The organism is Minwuia sp. IMCC3060 (genome assembly GCF_029909435.1).
In the GTDB taxonomy this organism is placed as follows: domain Bacteria; phylum Pseudomonadota; class Alphaproteobacteria; order Minwuiales; family Minwuiaceae; genus Minwuia.
Window position 1 is genome coordinate 1 of record NZ_CP123782.1, and the last position, 19526, is coordinate 19526.

Genomic DNA, 19526 nt, shown 5'->3' on the forward strand with positions numbered 1-19526 from the left:
TCACCATCATCGATCAGCGCCTTGGGGCGCGCACCGCCCAGAGCAGTGCCGTGCTGGAGCGCAAGATCAAGTTCCGGCGAAAGCGGTACGCCGTCTTCGACGCGCTTGGCGGATTCAATTAGCTCTTCGAGCGTAGCGTTCTGGCTTTGGCGCGGGACGTATTCGTTAGGGGATTTCTGGAAGTCTAACGCTCCAATCCGGTCAGATCCGGATTCAAGCATATAAGTCAGCTCATCCAGCTCAGCCGCATCTGCTTCCTTGCCCTGAAGGCCAAGCATCCGGTTGATTATGACCCGCCGACCCCAAGCGTCGGGCGAACCGTCACGGATGCAGCTAGGCATCTGCATATTGTCACTGATTTCAATCGAGCCTGCTTTTAAGGGCAGTTCCGGTGCGTAGATCGCGATCGCGTTTTCGCGGCTGAGATAGCTTCGGCCGTAGTTGTAGGCAAGGCGTCCATCATTCTGGCGGCTGAGCCGTCCTGCCACGATCGGCTTGGTCTCTCCAGGTAGCCAAATCCAAACATAGGCTTCATCGTGGCGATGATTAGAAGTCATCTCTCACCACCTCTTTGGTCTCGCGCACAGTCTTTGGCATGAGCTGGAGCTTTTCTGCCTGCTCAGCCACACGCATTGACAGCCTGCTTTCCTCGGCCTCGAACAGGGGAACGCCAACAATTGTGGCTGCTTCAAAGACCGAGCCAATGCCGCAGCGCGGATCGCCATTCTCGATGCGGCGGATCATATCGCGCGATACGCCCACGCGTTCGGCCAGCTGTTGGACACTTATCTTTCTTTCGATGCGACCGGCACGAATGAGCTGGCCAAGCAAGGTCAGTGCTTCTTCCCCGTAATAGGAGAGCGTGCGAGCGCTTGTTGATCCTTTTGTCCGTGCCATGGGGCTGCATCCTTTCATTCTCCATCATGCCGGAATGAAGCGAGAATGTCAAGAATAAGACTTATATATAAGCCTTAAGAGGCTTTATGACCTATATATAAGTCAATCGGAGCGCTGCGTAATGAGCCAACACCGCCACGATCCAATCAAACAGAGGGTCGAAACCCGCAAAATCGATCTTACCCGCATTAGGCTTGACCACAGATTCGGCAAACACCTCCTTACCGTCCTCAGTTTGCGGATCGAGCTCGATGCCGTTAGATGCGGCAGAGCTTCTTCCAGTTGATTCTCCAGACCTCCCGCTTCAGCAGGATGTGCAGTCGCTGGTATCCGGTCGCTCCTTCCCAAAGAGACCAGCATCTGAACATACCAACACAGGCCAATCGATGAGGGGCGACGTTATCGCTCCAGCTTCAGCCTTGCTTGCCGCTGCTGGTCCGGGACACCTCGCCGTTCCGCCTTGAACGCTTGCAAACGCGCGTTCCGGTCCTCAGCCGGGGGCTGGGCAGTCTCCAATTTTGTCTCAGGAGTCCGAGTTGGCCGATTTTGTCGCTTTTCATGGCCATCAGGCCGTCGAACCGCGCCTCCGTTCCGCCCGACCGAATGGTCGACGAGGCCACTGCCGACCATTGCATCATATCTCCTCTTATCAGCTGCAACGGTCTGGGCATGCTCGTTGGTGATCCTTTGTCCATTCTTGCGCTCAGCGATCAGATCGCGGCGCTGCTCCAACTGCTCAGAAACCATCCGCTCGCGCTCGGCCAGATCGCGCAGACGCGCCAGATCGGCCTCGCGCATATTCTCCTCAATAATGCGATTGCGCGCGCCTGTCAGACGATCCCACAGCCCTTTGACGCCGCCGCGCAGTCGGGCCTGGCGGTCTTGATGCTCCTTCATTTCACGCTGGGCCTGAGCCGTCGAAAGCGCTTTTCGTTCGGCGCGCTGACGCTCAACCAGTTCTATACGCTGCGTTTCGTATCGTTGCTGTTCGGCTTGCTTGCGGGATGCCAGTTCCTTCTGGAAGACGTCCATCTTCTGCGTCATTGCCGCTGCCATGCGGGCCGTCGCGTCCTCGACGCTGGAGAGTGACTTCTCATCGCCCAGCCGCTCGCGAAGGTGCTTGGTCTTCACCCCGGCCCAGCGTGACAGGCTGAAAACCTCGCCCTCATAATCGACGGCGACATAGCCGCGCCGATCACCACGCGCGAGCCACAGGCCGCGCTCCAGAAGCGCATTGCTGAAGGCGGTCTTCGTGTCTGAGATGGCCCAGGCGTCCTGTATCGAAGCCTTGAGATCTTTCGCATCTCGGCCCGCACGCCTGGCCTGTTGCCATTCCTCCAGTGTGAAGTTGCGGGGATCACGGTTCTTTTGATCGGCGAGCCCGCGCGGCATCTTCCAGCCGTGCTCCAGATACAGCTCGCGGCTCATATCCATGAGCTTGCGGTGCGAATGAGACATCTGCACCGCCTTCATCTCATCGGCCCTGATCCGGCTCCAGACAGCGTGGGCATGACGGCGCATACCGCCGGGTCCTTCCTTCTCATGAAACACTACGGCGCGCGGCTGGCCCGTCAGGCCAAGCTTCGCCTCCGCCCGATCAATCGCCGCCTCGAAATCGGCCGTGCTGACCTCTTCATCAGGCGGCGGATTGAGGCTGAGCGAAAACAGGAACTGTCTGCATTTCGTACCCCGGCTGATCGCGTAGCTTTCCGTGAACGCCCCATCCAGATCGTCGGCAACGAAGCCGCGCAGCTCATGCACGGAGACATGTTCATTGTCCTGCTTCATGAGATGCCGGGCGAGATCCTTCGCGCCACCGCGCTGGTTGCCGACCAGGATCATTCGTCACCGCCAAGCCTCAGGCCCAGCGCACGAATGAGTAGCAGGCGCATCTCCTGTATATCCGCGCAGGCCGCCTGAAGGCTTGCGGCGCACTCATCATCGAGCAGCAGTGAACCTCGCTCCGCGAGCTTCGCCATCATGCATATGCTGGTCGCCAGCTCAGACGGCCCCAGAGCGGCGAGCACCTTGCTGAGCATCGCATAGTCAGGCTTCGGGCTACGCACGGCCGACCGTCCAGCCACATGATCGCCGAGTAGACGGTCACGGATGTAGGTTCCGAGCGGCTTGTTCCCCGCCTTGCGTTCGAGCCAGGCGCGCTCGTCAGCGGTCAGCCGGATTGAGAATGGGGCGGGGCGGGAGGGTTTCCGGGTAGCACCGGATGCATGGTTGAAAATCGTGCGAGTCATGGTGATGGCCCGTCCGACTTGTTCCCCAGATCGTAGGGGATAACATCTTCGCAGTCCTTGAGTTGCCTTTCCCAGTCAGCCAGAGTCTCAAGGAGGGTGTTCAAACTTTCACCCTCGGGGACCACCATTTCATCACCGAAATTCCGGATGCCTCTGGCGTGCATGGGTGGATTTGTCATGATCCTGCTTGTGTCCGGTGGCGGACCTGCGCTTGCTTGAGGGGGCGGTTCGCCCGGCGCGCAGTGGTGCAAACAGGAGGTTCCCATGAGGGTGGGTTTCATCGGTCTCGGCAATGTCGGGGCCAAACTTTCCGGGTCGCTGTTGCGGAACGGGATCGACCTGACGGTTCATGACCTGGATGCGCAAAGGGTCGATGCGTTCGTCGCGCAGGGCGCGCGGGAAGGGAACGGCCCGGCGCAGCTGATGCGTGACTGCGATGCGGTCATTACCTGCCTGCCGTCGCCCGCGGCATCGGATGCGGTGATGCGGGAGATGCTGCCCGAGGTGTCCGCCGGAAAGATCTGGATGGAGATGTCCACCACTGACGAAGCCGAGGTGAAACGCCTCGGCGCGATGGTGACGGAACGGGGCGGGGCGGCTGTGGATTGCCCGGTATCGGGTGGCTGCCATCGCGCTGCCACCGGCAATATCGCGATCCTTGCCGGTTGTGATCGCGCCACGTTCGAGCGCATCCTGCCGTTGCTGACCACCATGGGCAGACGGGTCCTGCATACCGGAGCGATCGGCTCAGCTTCGGTCCTCAAGGTCATCACCAATTACCTGGCGACCGCAAACCTGCTCACATGCTGCGAGGCGCTGGTGACCGCGAAGGCCGCCGGGATGGACATGAACACGACCTACGAGGCGATCCGGATCAGTTCGGGCAACAGTTTCGTGCATGAGACCGAAAGCCAGGTCATCCTGAATGGCTCCCGCGACATCTCCTTCACCATGGATCTGGTGAAGAAGGACATCGGGCTGTTCCAGGCCGTCGCCGACCGGGCAGGTGTGCCACTGGAAATGAATCCGGTGATGATCGAGATCTTCGATGACGGCATTGCCCGCTATGGTGAGCGGGAACTGTCGCCGAACATCATCCGGCGGCTGGAAGATGCCACGGGACTGGACATCAGGGCACCGGGATTTCCCGCCGAGATGCAGGATGATGAGCCGGAGGAACCGGGATACGAGGTCATTCCGAAAGGCCTCGGGTGACCCGGGGCATGCCCAGGCAGGTGAGGCTGCGGCGTGTCGTCAGGGGGCGAAGGGGGGCCTGACCTTCAGTTCCTGATAGTCCTCCAGCCCGAACGACCCGCCTTCCCTGCCATTGCCGGATCGCTTGTAGCCGCCAAAGGGCGAGCCATAGCCTGCGGCACGGCCATTGATGTGGATGCCGCCCGCGCGCAGCCGGTCCGAGACCCGTTCCGCCCGTGCCGGATCGCCGGTCTGGACATAGGCCGCCAGCCCGTAGTCGGTGTCATTGGCCAGCCTGATGGCCTCTTCCTCGCTGTCGAACGGCATGATCACCAGCACCGGTCCGAAGATCTCCTCCCGCGCGATGCGCATGTCGGGGTGCACGTCGGCGAAGATCGTCGGCCGGGCGTACCAGCCGTGCTCGAAACCTTCCGGCTTGCCTGGGCCTCCGACCAGCAGGCGCGCCCCTTCATCGATCCCGGTCCGGATCATGGCCTGCACCCGGTCGTACTGGATCCTGTCGAACAGCGGGCCGATATGATCACCTTCCTGAAGCGGGTCGCCGACCGCCTGCGCCCGGCCGGCTGCCGCGGCGATCTCCAGTGCCCTGGCGTAGCAGGTCCTTTCGACCAGCATCCGCGTGGGCGCGTCGCAGGACTGGCCGGTATTGTAGAAACACTCCGCCACGCCCGAGGTGACGCTGCGCTCCAGATCACAGTCGGCAAAGACCAGGTTGGGCGACTTGCCGCCCAGTTCCAGCGTGACCCGCTTCACTGTGTCGGCGGCATCCCTTGTGACCTGGCTGCCTGCGCGGGTGGAGCCGGTGAACGACATCATGGCAATGCCGGTGTGGCGCGACATGGCCGCCCCGACGGTGGGGCCGTCACCGTGCACCAGGTTGAAGGTACCCGCAGGAAAACCGGCCGCGTGGATGATCTCGGCGTAGATGCTGGCGGAAAGCGGCGTGTGCTCCGACGGTTTCAGGATGCAGGTCGCGCCGGTCGCAAGGGCCGGAATGACCTTCAGCGCGATCTGGTTGATCGGCCAGTTCCAGGGCGTGATCAGGCCGCAGACCCCGATCGGTTCGCGGGTCAGTATGTCGCCGTTGGGCAGGGTCTCCCGTTCCTGCTGCACCTTCAGTGCCGCGATGAAGCCCTCCAGGTGTCCGATCGCGCTGTCGGCCTGCGCGTCCCGGGACATGGTGATCGGGGCACCCATCTCCGCAGTCATTGCCTGGGCCAGATCCTCGAGGCGGGTCCGGGTCACCGCCAGCAGACGTTCGAGCAGGGCCAGCCGTTCGGCTCTAGTTGTCCGTGAATAGGTCTCGAAGGCGGCGGCGGCAGCAGCCACCGCCCGGTCGATATCGACCGCGTTTCCCAGGCTCAGCGTGCCGATCCTGGTGTCATGCGCCGGGTTCATCACGGGCATGGTTTCCGTCGAGACAGGCTCCACCCAGGCGCCGTCGATGTAGAATCTGTCCAGCATCACCATGGCTGGGCCTCCTTCCTGGCTGACCGGGTCTTCAGGGCACGACGGGTTCGTGGGCCATGCCCAGATGCAGTTCAGTGCCGGTATAGGGGTTCGCGGCGATCACGGCGTCATTCAGCGTGATGCCCAGTCCGGGACTGGTGGGCGGGATCAGGTAGCCGTCCTGCCAGGTGAAATCGGCGTCGACCATGGACATGTAGGGTCCGGTGAAGGTGCCGATGCTTTCCAGGATCAGGAAGTTCGGGCTGCAGGTTGCGATCTGGATGTTGGCCGCCGCCGTCACCGGCCCGCAGTAGAGGTGCGGTGCGATCTGGGCCTGGCGGGTCTCGGCCATGGCGGCGATCTTCTTCGCCTCCAGCAGACCCCCGACGCGGCTGAGGTTCATCTGCAGGACGGAGGCGGCACCGGCCTCCAGCAGCCGGGCGAATTCGTGCTTGGTGCACAGCCGTTCACCGGCAGCGACCGGGATCGAGGTGAAACGCGCGATCTCCGCCATGTCGGCGGGGTTCTCCGGCGTGGTCGGTTCCTCGAACCAGAGCGGGTCGTAGGGCTCCAGCCGCCGGGCCATGCGCTTTGCGCCCGAGACCGTGAACTGGCCATGGGTGCCGAACAGCAGGTCGGCCCGGGTGCCCACCGCCTCCCGGATGCGCTTGCAGAACATCTCGCTGCGCTCCAGATCCGCCAGCGTCGGCTGGTGGCCGTCATAGACGGTATAGGGGCCCGCCGGATCGAACTTCACCGCGGTAAAGCCCTTTTCGACCATCGCCACCGCGACCTCCGCGGCCATGTCCGGGTCGTTGTAGACATTGGGCACATCCGGGTCGGGATAGACATCGCCCTCCGGCGGATAGAGGTAGGTATAGCTGCGCAGGCGGTCATGCACCCTGCCGCCCAGCAGGTCGTGGACCGGCCTGTCCGCCGCCTTGCCGATGATGTCCCAGCAGGCCATCTCGAGACCGCTGAGCACGCCCATCACCGTCACGTCGGGGCGCTGGGTGAAGCCGGCGCCATAGGTGCGCCGCCAGAGCTTCTCGATTTGGTGCGGATCCTGTCCTTCGAACTGGCGCCCGAACACCTCCACGGCCATGGCGGCGCAGAGATCGGGGCCGAAGGTGGCGTTGTAGATCTCGCCGACCCCCGTGATCCCGCAGGCGGTGGTCAGGCGCAGGAAGATGAAGTAGCGACCGCCGTGACGGGGCGGCGGATTGCCGACGACAAAGGTCTCGATCTTTTCCAGACGCATGCGTTTCCCAGTCCTTCTCGGTTCTCAGGTGTGGTGCGCGGTGGTCTGCGCGTCCTCCAGGATCAGATCAGCGGCCCGCATGGCCAGCATCATCGTCGGCGCATTGATATTGCCCGATGTGATGTTGGGGAAGGATGAGGCATCGACGACACGCAGGCGCCCGATCCCGTGCACCCTCAGCCGTTCATCCAGGACCGAAGCGGCCGGGTCGTCCCCCATGCGGCAGGTGCAGCAGGGGTGGAAGACGGTCGCGGCACGGTCGCGAAAGTTCTCCAGCATCTCGGCGTCGGTCATGACCGATATGTCCGGCGGCTTCGGTGCACGCGTCACGCGCCTTATCGTCGGCGTTCCGGCCAGCAACCGCAACAGCCTGCCGGCCCGGACAGCCGCCGCGCGATCCGCTTCGGTCGACAGGGAGTTGGGCTGGATCAGCGGCGCTTCGCGCGGATCGGCGGAGGCAATCATGATCTCCCCGCGGCTGGTCGGACGACAGGGCTGAGCCGACAGGATGAACCCCGGATCGTGATCCATTCGTGGCGCGCCGCCGGGTTGGGTCGAATAGGATACCGGATTGCAGAACACCTGCATGTCCGGGACCACGGCGGTCCCTTCCGACCGGATGAAGCCGCCCACCTGATTGACCGGCACACTCAATGGCCCCCTGCGGGTCAGCAGGTACTGCAGGCCGGCCCTGAACTGCCCGGACCGGCGGCTCAACAGGGTGTTCAGTGTCGGTTCGGTGGCGATGAAGTGATGGGTGATCGCCAGATGGTCCTGCAGTCCCCGCCCCACCTGCGACAGGTCACTGACAACATCGATCCCGTGCGACCGCAGCAGTCCTGCCGGTCCGATGCCCGACAGTTGCAGCAGTTGCGGGGAATTGACGGCACCCGCACTGACGATGACCTCGCCCCTGGCGTGGGCGGTCATGGTCCGGTTCCCGAGGCTGTACTGCACGCCCGTGGCCTGCCCGTCCCGGATCAGCAGCCGCTCCACCAGCGCATGTTTCAGCACCCTCACATTGCCCCGCCTCAGCGCCGGGCGCAGGAAGGCATCCGCCGGGGAACAGCGGATGCCGTTGCGCACCGTGCTGCGGTATCGCGAGAGTCCTTCAGGCTGGTCGCCGTTCATGTCGTCGGTCAGCGGCCAGCCAAGCTCCTGCGCGGCTTCAAGGAACCGGGACGAGAACGGGTGCATCCGGGCGCTGAGATCGGATACGCGCAGCGGACCGGAGCCCCGGATTCGTGCCCTGCCATCGGGGCCGGTCTCGCTGTGGCTCACCAGCCGCTCGAAGACCGGTTGCGCGGTGCTCCAGTTCCACCCGGCGGCGCCCGCGCCCTCCCAGTCGTTGAAATCATGGGCCTGCCCGCACACCCAGGCCATGGCATTGATCGACCCCGATCCGCCGATCACCCGACCGCGCGGCCAGTAGCCGACCCGTGCATTCAGCCCGGGGTCCGGTTCGGCGCTGTAGCGCCAGTTCACCCTGGGGTCGGAGAAGGTGAAGCCGTAACCCACCGGCACCTTGATCCAGAAGCGGGCGTCGGAACCGCCGGCCTCGATCACAAGGACCGTGGTGCGACCGTTCCTGGTCAGGCAATCGGCCAGGACGCATCCGGCCGAGCCCGCGCCGACGATGATGTAGTCGAATTCCATATCAGACATGCCCTTCGACCCTGATCCGCGGCCCGGTTCCTGACCCGCAAGCTACCGGTGATCCGCATCTCCGTGAACCATGATCACGACTGCAGATCGCTGTCCGTGCAGGTTGATCTGGATCAACGGGTATCGCGGGGGCTTGCCCTAGCATCGCAGAATGCCTGTCCGGTGGCTTCAGCCGGGCGGTGCCGGTATCCGGACGGGTTCTTCATCCTTGCCGTCCGCTGATGATCGAGGTGAACCATGCAGACCGATGACCTTGTGGTTTCCCCTGAACAGCTCCGTCAGGTGACGGAGCCGGCCAGTCTTGGATTCTCGACAACGGCAGAGCTGTCCGATGTGGCCCAGAACATCACGCAGGAACGGGCGATCGAAGCGGTCAGCTTCGGCGTCGGCATCCCGTCCCAGGGCTATAATGTCTTCGTCATGGGTGGCCCCGGTCATGGTCGTCACCGGATCGTCTCCAGCATCCTGAAGCCGCTTGCGGCGGAACGGCCCACGCCGCCGGACTGGTGTTACGTCCACAACTTCCGGAATCCGCACAAGCCGCGCGCCATCAGGCTTCCCCCGGGCCGTGGCCTGCGTCTGAAGGAAGACATGGACACGCTGGTGAACGAGCTCAGCGCGGCCATTCCGGGCGCTTTCGAGGGGGATGACTATCAGGCGCGCCGCCGCGCGCTGGACGAGGCAATGCAGTCGAGGCAGCAGGAGCTGTTTGCCGCGATCCATGAGGATGCGGAGAAATCCGGCGTGGCGCTGATCCGCACACCCATGGGTTTCACCTTCGCGCCGGCGAAGGACGGCGAAGTGCTGACGCCTGAGGCGTTTCGCGGCCTGGATCAGGCGGAACAGGCGCGGTTCCAGTCGGAAATCGAGCGTCTGCAGGGCCTGCTGAAGAATATCGTCGTGCAGATTCCGGCGCTGGAGAAGGAGCACCGCGAGAAGGTCCGCGAGCTCGAGAGGGAAGTCACCCGCTTTGCCGTCGGCCATCTGACGGACGAGCTGGAGAAGGCCTACGCCGATCTGCCGGAGGTGGCTGCCCACATCAATGCGGTCGAGGCGGATGTCGTGGAGAATGCCGCCCAGTTCCTGCGTCCCGCCCCGTCACAGAACGCGCCGGGTGAAGCGGAAGCCAGCCCGGAGGCGGCGCGCAGCGCGGTGCAGCGGCGATACCGCGCGAACCTGATCGTCAACAATGCCGAGTCCACCGGCGCGCCCATCGTCGCGGAAGGATTCCCGTCGCATGGCAATGTCTTTGGCCGGATCGAGCATATTGCCCAGTTCGGTGCGCTGGCCACCGACTTCAACCTCATCCTCGGTGGCGCGCTGCATCGGGCCAACGGTGGCTATCTGGTGCTCGACGCCCGCCAGATCCTGACCCAGCCCTTTGCCTGGGATCAGCTGAAACGGGCGCTGCGTTCGCGGGAGATCCGGATCGAATCGATCGCGCAGTCGATGGGCATGATCTCCACGGTCACGCTGGACCCGGAACCGATTCCGCTGGAAACGAAGATCGTGCTGATCGGTGACCGGCAACTCTATTACCTGCTGTCGGTGCACGACCCCGAGTTCCCGGAGCTGTTCAAGATCGCGGCGGATATCGAGGATCAGGTTCCGCGCCAGCCGGAAACGGCTCTCCAGCTTGCCGCCATCATTTCCACGGCATCGCGCAACGAGGGGCTGCTGCCTCTCGACAGCGCTGCCGTCGCTGCAATCCTGGACCATGCCATTCGCAAGGCAGGGGACGCGGAGCGTTTCTCGACACAGGTTGGCGACCTGATCGATCTGGCGCGGGAGGCCAGTCATCTGGCTGCGGCCGGAGGGGCGTCCGTTGTGTCCGCCGACAGTGTGACCGCTGCTCTGGACGCCCGTATCCGTCGGGGCAGCCGGGTCCGCGACCTGATCTACGAGCGCATTGCGCAGGACGTCGTGCTGGTGGATGTCGCGGGCAGCGCCGTGGGGCAGGTCAACGGCCTGTCGGTTCTGCAGGCGGGGTCTCTCGCCTTCGGTCAGCCGAGCCGGATCACGGCGCGTGTGCGCACGGGCCGTGGCGGCGTCCTGGATATCGAACGGGAGGCGAAGCTTGGCGGTGCGCTGCACACGAAGGGCGTGATGATCCTGCAGGGCTTCGTTGCCCAGCACTATCTGCCCGACAGGCCGCTGACCCTCTCCGCCAGTCTGGTGTTCGAACAGTCCTACGGCGGGGTGGACGGGGACAGCGCCTCCATGGCGGAACTCTGTGCGCTGCTGTCCGCCATCAGTGGTGTCCCGATCCGTCAGGATCTCGCGATGACCGGTTCGGTGAACCAGCATGGTGTCTCCCAGGCCATCGGCGGCGTGAACGAGAAGATCGAGGGTTTCTTCGACATCTGCCGCGAAGGTGGGCTGTCCGGCAGCCAGGGCGTGATCATTCCGCGGTCGAATGTCAGGCATCTGATGTTGCGGGAGGATGTGGTCGCGGCGGCACGGGAAGGGACATTCCGGATACATGCGGTCAGCAACGTCGATGAGGCGCTGTCGCTGTTGACCGGCATGGCAACAGGCCCGCGCGGGGCGGACGGCAGCTTTGCCGAGGGCACCATTCATCGCCTGGTCGAGGACAGGCTGACGGCCTTCGCGAAGGCGTCGAAGGCGGCATCGTCGGACGCGGGTCGTGATCCCGACCCGCCGGAGGGGGCGGGATGACGGCAGGCTTCGCGATCCGCCGGATGCTCTTGGCCCTGGACCTCTCCCCGGCAGCGCGTTCCATGCTGCCCGAGGCCCTGCGGCTGGCAAACCGGCTGAATGCCGAGGCGGAAGGTCTGTTTGTCGAGGACTCCCGCATGGTGAATGTCCTGGCGGGGGAGGGGCTGCCCGCGCGGCACGTGAGCACGGTGACGGGACTTTCCGAGACGCTGGACGCCCGGGCGATGGATGCCGCCTTGCGGGCGCAGTCGGCGCTGCTCGCGCGCCACGTATCGGCCACTGCGGCGGCGCTCCGGTGTCATTGCGAGCTGCGGACGGTGCGCGGAATCGTGGCTGAGACGCTTGTATCGCAGGCGGATCAGGATGACCTGCTGGTGCTGTCGCGCCGTCCCGGACATGTGGGGGCGACGCTTGCCGCGACCATCCGCCGGATGTCCGCCCCCGTCCTGGTGCTGCCGCCGGGCGAGAGCGTCGGGCAGGGGCGCATCGTCGTGGTCGCCGACAGTGCCGGATTTCTTGCCCGTGGTCTGGCCGCCGCCCGGTGGTTCAAGGGGGACAGTGACCGCGTGGTGGAGGTCCTTTCCGGTGCGGCCGTCACACCCGCCGAAGCCGAGAGCCAGTTGCGGTCGTTTGATCTTCCTGCCCGGATTACCGCCGCCGTCCAGACAGCGGACCTCATCCAGCAGATCCGCTCGGATGCCGGGCTTGTCATCGTCTCGCCGCAGAACGGGGCACTGGCCGGGCCGAACCTGGCTGCATTCCTCGCGTCGGCACACATGCCTGTTCTGCTGATGCGATAGCGCCATCCGCTGCCCGATTGCTGCGTCTCTCCGTTTCTCCCCGGTTCCCTGAAAGGACGCCACCATGGCCCTTCATCGCCGCGTCGGACTGAGCCTGCTGATCCTCTACGGCGTCGGCGTCATGGTCGGCGCCGGAATCTATGTGCTGGTGGGCAAGGTCGCGGGCGTGGCGGGCGCGCTGACCCCGCTTTCTTTCGTTGTCGCGGGCGTGGCAGCGGCGCTCTCGGCGCTTTCTTTTGCCGAGCTTTCGGCCCGGATACCGGAAAGCGCGGGGGAGGCCGCCTATGTCCGCACCGCCTTCGGTATCGGGTGGTTCGGTGACTGTGTCGGTGTGGCGGTTGCCTGTGTCGGCGTGATCTCGGCGGCAGCGATCCTGAAGGGTGGGGTTGGCTATCTTGCCGCGCTTGTCGACTTGCCGAGATTCTGGCTCGAGATCCTTGTCGGCCTCTTGCTGGGCTGCATCGCCCTTGTCGGCGTGCTGGAGTCCCTGGTGTTTGCCGCGATTCTCACCCTCATCGAGATTGTCGGCCTGCTGCTGATCGTCGGGGCGGGTTTCAGTGCCGAACCGGTGACACCCCTGGCAGACATGGTGGACCTGGGTTCCCTGCTGCACGGCGGCGGTCCGATGCTGCTCGCCGCGGCACTGCTGGCCTTCTTCGCCTTCATCGGTTTCGAGGACATGGTCAACCTGGCGGAGGAAACCATCGACCCTGTCCGGACCATGCCGCGCGGCATCGTCGGCGCGATCATGATCACCACCCTGCTCTACGTGCTTGTCGCGGTCGCTGCGATCCGGGCCGTCGACATGCAGCAACTGGCGCAGAGCGAACGCCCGCTGGCCCTGGTGTTCGAGAAGGGAACAGGCTGGTCACCGGACACGATCATCGTGATCGCGATCTTCGCCACACTGAACGGCGTGCTGGCCCAGATCGTCATGGCCGCCCGCGTGCTGTATGGCCTGGGCCGCCGGAACCGCCTGTTCACCTGGGCCCATGCCACCAGTGACCGGCTGGGAACACCTGTCGCGGCGACCGTCGCCGTGACCCTGATCGTTGTCGTCCTGGCATTGAGTGCCCCCATCGAGAAACTGGCCCAGGTAACGACCTACATCCTGCTGTGCATCTTTATCGTCGTGAACCTCGCCCTGCTTGCGCTGAAGCGGCGCGTGCCGACGCCTGCGGGCGCGCCCGATGTCCACCGGACTGTGCCGATGATCGCCATCCTGCTCTCGCTGGTCCTGCTGTTCGCGTGATCGACTGTCCCGTGGTCCTGACGGAAAGTGGTATTCTGCAGGATGGTTTTGTTCAATAAGGTGTCGGAAACGACGGCAATGCATCCTGCGGAAGAGGTCACGATGGCGGTCAGAGAACCCACCGACGAACCGGCAGCTTCATCGGGGCCTTCGGCGCAGTCACCGCAGTTCCGGATCGGGTTTCTGGTGCATGACGTTTCCCGCATGCGGCGGACGCTGTTCGATCAGGAGATGAAGCCGCTTGGCATCACCCGTTCCCAGTGGTGGGTGCTGGCGCAACTGTCGCGCAGTCTCGGCACCGAGGGGGCTGAGGCCGGGATGCCCCAGACGAAGCTGGCGCGCATCCTGGACATGGGCAAGGCGCCGATGACCGGGCTGATCGACCGGCTGGAGGCCAGCGGCTTTGTCGAACGCCGCCCCGACAGCCGTGACCGCCGCGCGAAACGGATCGTCGTCACGGCACGGGGGCAGGGCGTGCTGGACCAGATGGCGACGGTCGGTCACCGCCTGAACCACACGGTCCTGGACGGCCTGTCGGACGAGGACATCGCCACCGCCGAGAGGGTGCTGGGCCGGATGAAGGACAATATCCGGGGCATTCTCGACGGCGACGACTGATGTTCCTGCGGTGCGGCCCCGGTCAGGGATCCAGTTCGACACCGATATCGATGCCTGCGTTGGGGCGTGACTTCGCAATGGCGTCCCGCATGCTGTCATTGATGGTGGTCGGGTCCAGCGATGCGGGTGCTGTTGCGCCATGCTGCCAGCTTTCCGCCACCGTGAAGCCATAGCCCCAGGCTTCGAACACGCGCCCGCTGACGCCTGCCGACTGCGTACTGGCCAGCCAGGTCACGAGCGACGAGACCCACTCCGGCCGCCGTTTGTCCAACTGCTCCTCCGTCCATTCACGCAGGCCTTCGGTCATGCGCGTGGTGGCACGCGGCGCGATGGCATTGACGGTGACGCCATAGCGCTGCAGCTCCCGCGCCGCGACGATGGAGAAGGTGGCGATGCCGGCCTTGGCGGCGGCGTAGTTGGTCTGGCCGATGTTGCAGTAGAGGCCGGAGTGGGAGGTGGTGTTGATGACCCGCGCCTCCGGGCTGCCGCCCTGCTTGCTGATCATGCGCCAGTGGTTGGCGGCATGGTGGGTGACGGCGAAGGTCGACTTCATGTGCACGCGGACGACCGAGTCCCACTCGTCCTCCGTCATGTTCACCATCATGCGGTCGCGCAGGATACCGGCATTGTTGATGATGACATTGACGTCGCCGAAGGTATCGATGGCCTTGCGCACCACGCCCTGGGCGCCGTCCCAGGTGGCAACGTCGCTGTGGTCGGCCACTGCCTCGCCACCCGCCGCGCGGATGTCCGCCACCACCTCGTCCGCCGGTGTCGCATCCTCCCCGATGCCGCTCGCGGCGGAGCCGAGGTCATTGACGACTACCTTTGCCCCATGCTCGGCCAGCATCAGCGCATGGCTGCGCCCCAGTCCCCGTCCCGCGCCCGTGACGATCGCCACGCGTCCTTCACAAAGTTTCATCGATCTCTCTCCCCTGTTGCTGTGCCGACTCGCCGTGACACTACATGACCTAGATTATAGTATTCCAGGTGACCATATTCACGTGTCGGCTGCGCCGTATGCAAGGCTTCGACCGTCAGGGGAGGGGAATCATGAGTGAACTGAGCGATCTGATCGCATTCCTGGAGCAGCAGCCGCCGGCCCATACAGTCTCGCTGGCGGAACGCCGGGCGCTCTACGACCGGGCGGAGAAGGCCTTTGCACTGCCCGACGGTGTCACTGTCAGTGACTGGTCCTGCGGGGAACTGGCGGGCGAGCTGCTTCAGGTCTCGGGCGCGGCTGCGGACCGGATGATCGTCTATCTGCACGGCGGCGGGTATGGCATCGGCTCCCCGCGCTCCCACCGCCACCTTGCCGCCGCGATCGGCGTCGCCGCCCGTTCGGATGTGCTGGTGCCGGACTATCGTCTGGCCCCTGAGCATCCCTTCCCCGCAGCGCTGCTTGATGCCTGCGCTGCGGTCGAACAGATACGACTCGAACGGCCTGCGGCGAAGGTATGTGTCATGGGGGATTCCGCAGGCGGTGGCCTGACAGTCGCGGCGCTGACAGCCCTTTGCGACCGGGGCGGGGTTGCACCCGTCGCCGGTGTCTGTCTGTCCCCCTGGGTGGATCTGGATGTCGCGGCAGGATCCGATGTCGCGAAGGCGACCGCCGACGATCCGCTGATCGATTTCAAGGATATCGCCGGTTATGCCGCCGCTTACGTGGGTGGCGCGGCGCTGGACGATCCGGGCGCTTCACCCATCCACGCGGATCTTTCCGGTCTGCCGCCGTTGCTGGTTCAGGCCAGCAATGCGGAGGCCTTGCGCTTCGATACCCTGCGGCTGGCGGAGCGGGCGCAGGCAGCGGGTGCGGATGTCACCCTGCAGATGACGGACGGCGTGCCGCATGTCTGGCACTGGTTCTGGCCGCGACTGGAGATCGCGCGCCAGTCGATCAGTCAGATCGGAACATGGCTGGAACCGCATTGGCAGGGGGCGGCCGGATGACCACGGCCCGACACATTCTCGGCGACCCGGCATGGTCAGGCGGTGCCGCGCTGTTCCTGTTCTCGGCCCGCGCGCGCTACGTCACGGGCCAGACACTCTCTGCTGACGGCGGCGGGCAGGTCTGAGCCGACGCCGGGTCGCTATGCGACCCGATATTTCGCCAGCACGTCCGGGTCGGGCTCGAAGCCGATGCCGGGGCGGTCGGGAACAGTGATGCTGCCATCGACCGGCGTCGGGATGGTCGGGTCGATGAAGGCTTCGGGCTGGATCCAGAAGAATTCGAACAGTTCCGCGTTCGGTTTCGCTGCCATGACCTGCAGGGTGGCCCAGTACCCCGGCCCGAAATAGGGCGAATGCGGCATGACGCGCTTGCCCGCCTCGGCTGCCGCATCGCAGATCGCCACGGCCTCCGACACGCCGCCGACCTTGGTGACAGACGGCTGGACGAAGTCGAGCTTCGGGATGGTGCGGCGGAATTCGGTCAGGGTGCAGGCGTTCTCGCCGCTGGCGATGGAGACGCCATACTGATCCTGCAGTGCGCCCAGGGTCTCCGCATCGTCAGGCGGAAACACCGGCTCCTCGACCCAGTAGAGGCCGAGGCGCTGCATCTCCGGCATCATCCGGTGCGCTTCCTCCAGCGACCAGTTGCAGTTCACGTCGGTGGTGACACGAACCCCGCTGCCCGCCGCCGCGACACCGGCTTCGATGCAGTCCAGCGCGATCTCGTGCAGTTTCACGGTCCGGAACCCCCGCGCGACCACATCCGCCGTGAATTCCGCCACCTGTCCGGGATTGCCGTAGCGTACCAGGCTGGCATAGGCCGGGATCGACGGGCGCGGGCTGTCCGACAGCAGGTGGGCCAGCGACACCCCTTGCTGCTTCGCCGCGATGTCCCACAGCGCGGTATCGACCGCGGATATGGCAAAGATGGTGATGCCATAGCGGCCATGCAGGTGCAGCCGCTTCTGAAGCAGGTGGTTGAAGGCCGGAATGTCATCGATTTCCGCGCCCACGACATGCGGCAGTACCATGTCCTGCAATGCGGCGATGGTGGCCCCGACGCAATGGTAGGCGAAGCCGTCGCCCCAGCCGACGGTGCCATCCTCGGTCGTGAGTTTCAGCAGGGCGACATCCAGATGCGTCCATTGCTGCGGCATCAGGCCGACCCCGGAACTGCCATCGGTGAAGGGGATCGACAGGCGGATGATCTCGGCGGAACGGATCTTCATGGGCTGCTCCTTCCCTCGGTCAGGCAGTCAGGCGCTCAGTCGGTCGGAAACGGAAAGCGGTCGAGGTACTGCTGGTATTCCGGCTCCACATCGATCTCCAGGCTGGCGAGCATGCGGACGACGCCATTGTAGAAGGCAATGGCCAGAAACAGCTCGATGATCATGTCCTCGGCGAAATACTGTTTCAGTTCGTCGAAGGTCCGGGAACTGGCACCGCCGTCCAGCGTCATCTCCCGCGCCGCGCGCAGGACCAGTCGGGCCAGGGGTTCCAGCGCGGTATCCTCCCCGTTGGTCTCCGCGATCATTGCGGCGATATCCGCGTCACTGACGCCGAAGTCCGCACCGATCTTGATGTGGTGGGAGAATTCATAGGGCGAGCGGGCGAGGTAGCCGACCTGCAGGATGGCCAGCTCCCGCAACCGTCCATCCAGGCCGCTGCCGAACCTGATATGCCGTCCCAGATGGCTGAAGGCGCGTGCGGCCTTCGGATTGTGGGCCAGCGCCCGGAACAGGTTGATGTCACGATCCAGCAGCGGCTTGTCCGCCTCCGCCAGGTCGTCCTTCGTCAGATATTTCACGCGAGCCATGTCCGTTGTCCTCCCCCTTGCATGTGGTCTTGCTCAGCCTGCTGAATCGCGCTCCGGCCCCTGCAGGGTGACGCCGCCATCCACCACCAGCGTCTGGCCGGTGACATAGCGGGCCTGCGCGGAGATCAGGAACCGGATCGCCATGCCAACGTCCCAGCCGGTGCCTTCCAGGCCCAGCAGGGAGGCCTTGCGGCGCTGCTCCCGCGCCGCATCGCTCATCCCCCGCGCGTAGACCATCGGCGTGTAGACCGGACCCGGGGCGACGCAGTTGACCCGGATGCCGTCCGGCCCGTGGTCCACCGCCATTGCACGGGTCAGCGCGATCACCGCCCCCTTGGACGTGGTGTAGGCGGTCAGGCCGCGCGGACGCAGCGCGGAGATGGAGGAGACATTGACGATCGCGCCCCCGTCACCGCTTTCGCACATGGCGGGAATGGCGAAGCGGGAGGTCAGGTACATGGTCTCCACATTGACCTGCATCACCCGCTGCCACTCGGTCTGGCTCATGGCGACGACACTGCCGCGGCTGCCAATACCGACATTGTTGACCAGCCCGTCCAGACGGCCGAAGGCCGCCAGCGTCCGCGCCACCATGTTCCGGCAATCGTCCTCCCGCGTCGCGTCACCATCGATCGCCGCTGCCGAGCCGCCTGCGTCGCGGATCATCCGGACCGTTGCCTCGGCCAGGTCCGCCTGACGGTCGACCACCATCACGTCCGCCCCGGCGCGGGCGAGCAGCAGTGCCGCCGCACGCCCGTTGCCGATGCCGTCACCGGCGGCGCCGCCCCCGACAACCAGCACGGCCTTGCCTTCGAGACCGAAGGATTCCGTGGCCGGCTCCATGGCGGACATCAGTCGCTCCCCCCGTCGAAACCGTCGGTGAAACGGATGTCGCCCCGCTCCAGACCCCGGGCGACAATGTCGAAGCCGCCGGAACGGATCATCCATTCCAGGCGGTGGTCCCGATAGTGGCGACGGAAACCGCCGCCTTCCACCGCGCGATAGGCCTTGCCGATACTGGCGATGGAGGCTTCGGCCTCCGCCGCCGTGGTTGCGACCGCCGGAATCGCATTGACCCGATCCAGCCATGCCGCAAGCGCGCCGCCCGCCGCCGGCGCAAATCCGAACCCGCGGGAGGCATTGAGGAACGGCACCACCGCCAGATCGGCACGCCCGAATCGTGCGCCGGTCATCCATTCCGCATCGCCGAGCCGGGTCTCCAGCCAGCCAAAGAAGCCGTCGAGCTGTGCTTCAGCCCGGCCCCGCAGCGCATCGGCCTGCGCCCCCTCCGCGCGCCGGAAGTACCTCACCTCCCCCAGGCCCCAGTTCACGGCTTCCAGATGCGTGTCCATCACATCCTCGACCATGCGCACGCGCGCCCGCTCCGCCGGGGCTTCCGGCATCAGCGACGGTTCCGGCCATTTTTCCTCGAGATACTCCAGCATGATCGTGGAATCGAAGATGCGGCAGTCCCCGTCCACCAGCAGCGGTACTTCCCGCCGTGGATTGCCCTGCGCGAAATCCGCTGCTGCAGCGCCGGACCCCAGCCCCTCCGGCCGAACGAGGTTGAACGGAACGTCCTTGTGGCGCAGGGCGATCTTCACCTTCTGCGCGTAGGGCGAGAGGGGGTGTTCGTAGAGCTGGATCATCCCGTTCTCCTGTCCACGGGTTTCAG

At 64.9% G+C, this 19526-nt stretch carries 18 protein-coding genes and 1 pseudogene; 7 read left to right on the forward strand and 12 right to left on the reverse strand.

All coding sequences use genetic code 11. From position 1 onward, the window contains the following. Window positions 1–5: 5 nt before the first annotated feature. The 4 genes and pseudogenes from QGV54_RS00005 to QGV54_RS00020 form a co-directional block, all read right to left on the reverse strand. Window positions 6–557: pseudogene (locus QGV54_RS00005) on the reverse strand (HipA N-terminal domain-containing protein); the annotation flags it as partial. Next, on the reverse strand, window positions 547–897 hold the full coding sequence (locus QGV54_RS00010; protein WP_281020028.1) for a helix-turn-helix transcriptional regulator: 351 nt from the start codon (window positions 895–897) through the stop codon (window positions 547–549). The gene QGV54_RS00010 and the pseudogene QGV54_RS00005, both read right to left, overlap by 11 nt. A 399-nt stretch (window positions 898–1296) precedes the next feature. Beyond that, the gene (locus QGV54_RS00015) at window positions 1297–2739 is read right to left on the reverse strand and encodes a hypothetical protein (RefSeq protein WP_281020029.1); all 1443 of its coding nucleotides are present in this window, start codon (window positions 2737–2739) and stop codon (window positions 1297–1299) included. Next, window positions 2736–3146, reverse strand: a complete 411-nt coding sequence (locus QGV54_RS00020) for a hypothetical protein (RefSeq protein ID WP_281020030.1) — start codon at window positions 3144–3146, stop codon at window positions 2736–2738. Before QGV54_RS00020 ends, QGV54_RS00015 begins: the two co-directional genes overlap by 4 nt. A gap of 264 nt (window positions 3147–3410) precedes the next feature. Between QGV54_RS00020 and QGV54_RS00025 the strand changes: the two genes are divergently transcribed. Further along, the gene (locus QGV54_RS00025; protein WP_281018936.1) at window positions 3411–4361 is read left to right on the forward strand and encodes an NAD(P)-dependent oxidoreductase; all 951 of its coding nucleotides are present in this window, start codon (window positions 3411–3413) and stop codon (window positions 4359–4361) included. Between the two features lie 39 nt (window positions 4362–4400). On the opposite strand, the gene QGV54_RS00030 is transcribed toward QGV54_RS00025, so the two are convergent. The 3 genes from QGV54_RS00030 to QGV54_RS00040 are packed head-to-tail and all read right to left on the reverse strand — an operon-like array spanning window position 4401 to window position 8736. Beyond that, window positions 4401–5831, reverse strand: coding sequence for an aldehyde dehydrogenase family protein (locus QGV54_RS00030; RefSeq protein ID WP_281018935.1), 1431 nt, complete (start codon window positions 5829–5831; stop codon window positions 4401–4403). A gap of 31 nt (window positions 5832–5862) precedes the next feature. Next, entirely contained in the window at window positions 5863–7071 is a 1209-nt protein-coding gene (locus QGV54_RS00035) for a mandelate racemase/muconate lactonizing enzyme family protein (RefSeq protein WP_281018934.1), read from the reverse strand. A gap of 24 nt (window positions 7072–7095) precedes the next feature. Next, a complete protein-coding gene (locus QGV54_RS00040; RefSeq protein ID WP_281018933.1) occupies window positions 7096–8736 on the reverse strand; it encodes a GMC family oxidoreductase N-terminal domain-containing protein in 1641 nt (546 codons plus the stop codon). A gap of 237 nt (window positions 8737–8973) precedes the next feature. On the opposite strand from QGV54_RS00040, the gene QGV54_RS00045 reads away from it, so the two are divergent. The 4 genes from QGV54_RS00045 (at window position 8974) to QGV54_RS00060 (ending at window position 14085) form a co-directional block, all read left to right on the forward strand. Beyond that, window positions 8974–11415, forward strand: a complete 2442-nt coding sequence (locus tag QGV54_RS00045) for an ATP-binding protein (protein WP_281018932.1) — start codon at window positions 8974–8976, stop codon at window positions 11413–11415. Then, on the forward strand, window positions 11412–12215 hold the full coding sequence (locus QGV54_RS00050) for a universal stress protein (RefSeq protein ID WP_281018931.1): 804 nt from the start codon (window positions 11412–11414) through the stop codon (window positions 12213–12215). Before QGV54_RS00045 ends, QGV54_RS00050 begins: the two co-directional genes overlap by 4 nt. Before the next feature lie 64 nt (window positions 12216–12279). Beyond that, complete coding sequence (locus QGV54_RS00055) at window positions 12280–13467, forward strand: amino acid permease (RefSeq protein WP_281018930.1); 1188 nt, start codon at window positions 12280–12282, stop codon at window positions 13465–13467. A gap of 102 nt (window positions 13468–13569) precedes the next feature. Beyond that, entirely contained in the window at window positions 13570–14085 is a 516-nt protein-coding gene (locus QGV54_RS00060; RefSeq protein ID WP_281018929.1) for a MarR family transcriptional regulator, read from the forward strand. A 22-nt stretch (window positions 14086–14107) separates the two neighbouring features. Here QGV54_RS00060 and QGV54_RS00065 read toward each other — a convergent pair whose 3' ends face one another. After that, window positions 14108–15007, reverse strand: a complete 900-nt coding sequence (locus QGV54_RS00065; RefSeq protein WP_281018928.1) for an SDR family NAD(P)-dependent oxidoreductase — start codon at window positions 15005–15007, stop codon at window positions 14108–14110. A gap of 131 nt (window positions 15008–15138) precedes the next feature. Here QGV54_RS00065 and QGV54_RS00070 point away from each other — a divergent pair, with 131 nt between their 5' ends. Both QGV54_RS00070 and QGV54_RS00075 read left to right on the forward strand, forming a co-directional pair. After that, on the forward strand, window positions 15139–16035 hold the full coding sequence (locus QGV54_RS00070; protein ID WP_281018927.1) for an alpha/beta hydrolase: 897 nt from the start codon (window positions 15139–15141) through the stop codon (window positions 16033–16035). Beyond that, window positions 16032–16160, forward strand: coding sequence for an SDR family oxidoreductase (locus tag QGV54_RS00075; protein ID WP_281018926.1), 129 nt, complete (start codon window positions 16032–16034; stop codon window positions 16158–16160). Before QGV54_RS00070 ends, QGV54_RS00075 begins: the two co-directional genes overlap by 4 nt. 15 nt (window positions 16161–16175) lie before the next feature. Here the strand turns inward: QGV54_RS00075 and QGV54_RS00080 are convergent, their stop codons facing one another. The 4 genes from QGV54_RS00080 to QGV54_RS00095 are packed head-to-tail and all read right to left on the reverse strand — an operon-like array spanning window position 16176 to window position 19500. Further along, window positions 16176–17264, reverse strand: coding sequence for a mandelate racemase/muconate lactonizing enzyme family protein (locus QGV54_RS00080; RefSeq protein WP_281018925.1), 1089 nt, complete (start codon window positions 17262–17264; stop codon window positions 16176–16178). Between the two features lie 35 nt (window positions 17265–17299). After that, a complete protein-coding gene (locus QGV54_RS00085; protein WP_281018924.1) occupies window positions 17300–17851 on the reverse strand; it encodes a carboxymuconolactone decarboxylase family protein in 552 nt (183 codons plus the stop codon). A 33-nt stretch (window positions 17852–17884) separates the two neighbouring features. Further along, window positions 17885–18703 carry an SDR family NAD(P)-dependent oxidoreductase gene (locus QGV54_RS00090; RefSeq protein ID WP_281018923.1) on the reverse strand — a complete coding sequence of 273 codons (819 nt, stop codon included), beginning with the start codon at window positions 18701–18703 and terminating at the stop codon, window positions 17885–17887. Continuing rightward, window positions 18703–19500, reverse strand: coding sequence for a glutathione S-transferase family protein (locus QGV54_RS00095; protein ID WP_281018922.1), 798 nt, complete (start codon window positions 19498–19500; stop codon window positions 18703–18705). Before QGV54_RS00095 ends, QGV54_RS00090 begins: the two co-directional genes overlap by 1 nt. Between the last annotated feature and the right edge of the window lie 26 nt (window positions 19501–19526).

What these genes read in the sequence shown, in the direction of transcription:
- QGV54_RS00010 (WP_281020028.1), bottom strand. Translation starts at nt 897, where the DNA reads ATGGCACGGACAAAAGGATCAACAAGCGCTCGCACGCTCTCCTATTAC.
- QGV54_RS00015 (WP_281020029.1), bottom strand. Translation starts at nt 2,739, where the DNA reads ATGATCCTGGTCGGCAACCAGCGCGGTGGCGCGAAGGATCTCGCCCGG.
- QGV54_RS00020 (WP_281020030.1), bottom strand. Translation starts at nt 3,146, where the DNA reads ATGACTCGCACGATTTTCAACCATGCATCCGGTGCTACCCGGAAACCC.
- QGV54_RS00025 (WP_281018936.1), top strand. Translation starts at nt 3,411, where the DNA reads ATGAGGGTGGGTTTCATCGGTCTCGGCAATGTCGGGGCCAAACTTTCC.
- QGV54_RS00030 (WP_281018935.1), bottom strand. Translation starts at nt 5,831, where the DNA reads ATGGTGATGCTGGACAGATTCTACATCGACGGCGCCTGGGTGGAGCCT.
- QGV54_RS00035 (WP_281018934.1), bottom strand. Translation starts at nt 7,071, where the DNA reads ATGCGTCTGGAAAAGATCGAGACCTTTGTCGTCGGCAATCCGCCGCCC.
- QGV54_RS00040 (WP_281018933.1), bottom strand. Translation starts at nt 8,736, where the DNA reads ATGTCTGATATGGAATTCGACTACATCATCGTCGGCGCGGGCTCGGCC.
- QGV54_RS00045 (WP_281018932.1), top strand. Translation starts at nt 8,974, where the DNA reads ATGCAGACCGATGACCTTGTGGTTTCCCCTGAACAGCTCCGTCAGGTG.
- QGV54_RS00050 (WP_281018931.1), top strand. Translation starts at nt 11,412, where the DNA reads ATGACGGCAGGCTTCGCGATCCGCCGGATGCTCTTGGCCCTGGACCTC.
- QGV54_RS00055 (WP_281018930.1), top strand. Translation starts at nt 12,280, where the DNA reads ATGGCCCTTCATCGCCGCGTCGGACTGAGCCTGCTGATCCTCTACGGC.
- QGV54_RS00060 (WP_281018929.1), top strand. Translation starts at nt 13,570, where the DNA reads ATGGCGGTCAGAGAACCCACCGACGAACCGGCAGCTTCATCGGGGCCT.
- QGV54_RS00065 (WP_281018928.1), bottom strand. Translation starts at nt 15,007, where the DNA reads ATGAAACTTTGTGAAGGACGCGTGGCGATCGTCACGGGCGCGGGACGG.
- QGV54_RS00070 (WP_281018927.1), top strand. Translation starts at nt 15,139, where the DNA reads ATGAGTGAACTGAGCGATCTGATCGCATTCCTGGAGCAGCAGCCGCCG.
- QGV54_RS00075 (WP_281018926.1), top strand. Translation starts at nt 16,032, where the DNA reads ATGACCACGGCCCGACACATTCTCGGCGACCCGGCATGGTCAGGCGGT.
- QGV54_RS00080 (WP_281018925.1), bottom strand. Translation starts at nt 17,264, where the DNA reads ATGAAGATCCGTTCCGCCGAGATCATCCGCCTGTCGATCCCCTTCACC.
- QGV54_RS00085 (WP_281018924.1), bottom strand. Translation starts at nt 17,851, where the DNA reads ATGGCTCGCGTGAAATATCTGACGAAGGACGACCTGGCGGAGGCGGAC.
- QGV54_RS00090 (WP_281018923.1), bottom strand. Translation starts at nt 18,703, where the DNA reads ATGTCCGCCATGGAGCCGGCCACGGAATCCTTCGGTCTCGAAGGCAAG.
- QGV54_RS00095 (WP_281018922.1), bottom strand. Translation starts at nt 19,500, where the DNA reads ATGATCCAGCTCTACGAACACCCCCTCTCGCCCTACGCGCAGAAGGTG.